This window comes from Peribacillus sp. NPDC058002, assembly GCF_042886655.1.
Classification (GTDB): Bacteria; Bacillota; Bacilli; order Bacillales; family DSM-1321; genus Peribacillus; species Peribacillus aracenensis.
In genome coordinates, this window is sequence record NZ_JBHVQU010000450.1 from 1 (window position 1) to 1,810 (window position 1,810).

Consider the following 1,810-nt stretch of genomic DNA (forward strand, 5'->3'; position numbering starts at 1 on the left):
GTGGAATCTATCGTAAGCAAGGTTCTTGATAATGTTGATATTCAAATTTTAGATTTACTGCAAAAGGATGCACAAATAAGCAATACTGAGCTTGCAAAGCGTGTCAAGTTATCTCCACCAGCTATACATTCTAGGATAAAACGTTTGGAAAATGAAGGATTTATTAATGGGCAAGTAGCAATTTTAAACCAGGAGAAGCTAGGTTTTGATTTATTATGTTTTATTTTTATGAGTACGAATATACATCAAGCTGAAAAACTGGAAGTTTTGGAGAAGGCATTAGCTTCTATGTCGGAAGTATTAGAGTGCCATTGTTTAACAGGTGAGTATGATTATCTTTTAAAAGTGGCTAACAAAGATCGGCATGAATTAGAAATATTTATTAGAAAGTTAAATAAACTAGGCATAACAAGAATTCAAACTAGCCTAGCTCTCAGAGAAATAAAATATTCAACAGTTTTACCCATATAGGAAAAAAGTCCCGTTCGTAAAAGTCACTTTTACGAGCGGTTTTTGATAGAACAAGAGAGAGAAAAGTAGTAGAAAGCGACTTCAGGCCATGAGGTAAAAGGGGTTGGATAAAAAAACTCGTTAAAAAAATAGCCTTTATAAAAGAGAAAATAGACTATTATTCATAATCAAGTGATATAAGTTGATATAAATCCATTTCTAAGTTGAACTATAATAATGTTCGTTCAAAATTTTGAACGTCAAAGCTATAATTACTTTATTTCTTTTGAATGTGTTAAGGAGCCATTATAGATTGAATACTATGGAACGACTCTGTCTTAATAATTACATATCAACATCACTAGAAATAATAAGCTTATGATCAATCCCCGAAATCATTGCTATAGAAAATTCGACATTTACGATTCCTACTGGATACAAAATATATTTTTCTTGAAAATGTAAATCCTCCTTTTGCCCTTAATCATAAAATCATTATATTGCTCAACTAGTTTTAGCACTGAGCCATGCAGTGATTAAAAAGCAGTACACTTCATTCGAAGTTTGCACTGCTTTTTTAAATTTCGCCCGGTTATTATGGTTTTTAATCAGAAAATCGGTATTGAAGACTCGATTAATGAATCATTAAGTTTATTTACTTAACAAAATTGCTTCTGCGTTACTCGGTTGTAGAGCTATTTGTAGTGCTCTTTTTTCTTCATCGTTTAAAGGGACCAATGGTAAGCGGACACCTCCAACATTTAACCCCCGCATATTTAATGCTGATTTTACCGGTGCTGGGCTTGGTGCAGCAAATAATGCTTTCATAATTGGAAGAAGGTCGCGATGTGCAGTGGCAGCAACTTGGACATCCCCATTTTTAAAGCTATTGATCATTTCTTGCATTTCATTGCCAATTATGTGTGAAGCAACCGAAACAATGCCTGTTCCTCCGATGGCTAAAACCGGTAATGTCAATCCATCATCGCCGCTGTACAATGTAAAATCGCTAGTTGTTTTGCTGATGATTTGTGCCATGGCATCTAAGTCACCACTTGCTTCTTTTACTGCCACAATATTGTTGATTTTTGAGAGGCTAACAATCGTCTCAACGGACATGTTCACGACACTTCGTCCTGGGATATTATAAAGCATTACCGGTAATGATGTTGAATGGGCAATAGCACTAAAGTGCTGGAATAATCCTTCTTGAGACGGCTTGTTATAGTATGGGGTAACGAGCATGATTCCGTCGACTCCTGCTGCCTCTGCTTGTTTTGTTAAGCTGATGGAAGCCCTCGTGTTATTTGAGCCAGTTCCAGCTATGACTGGAACTCTTCCATCAACAACTTCTACAACC

At 35.7% G+C, this 1,810-nt stretch carries 2 protein-coding genes; one reads left to right on the plus strand and one right to left on the minus strand.

Going from position 1 to position 1,810, the window contains the following annotated elements; genetic code table 11:
• On the plus strand, positions 1-471 hold a 471-nt coding region (locus tag ACFVSH_RS26195; protein ID WP_387708723.1), incomplete at its 5' end, for an Lrp/AsnC family transcriptional regulator.
• A gap of 630 nt (positions 472-1,101) precedes the next feature.
• Here ACFVSH_RS26195 and dapA read toward each other — a convergent pair.
• A partial coding sequence (gene dapA, locus ACFVSH_RS26200) for a 4-hydroxy-tetrahydrodipicolinate synthase (RefSeq protein WP_387708725.1) occupies positions 1,102-1,810 on the minus strand: 709 nt, incomplete at its 5' end.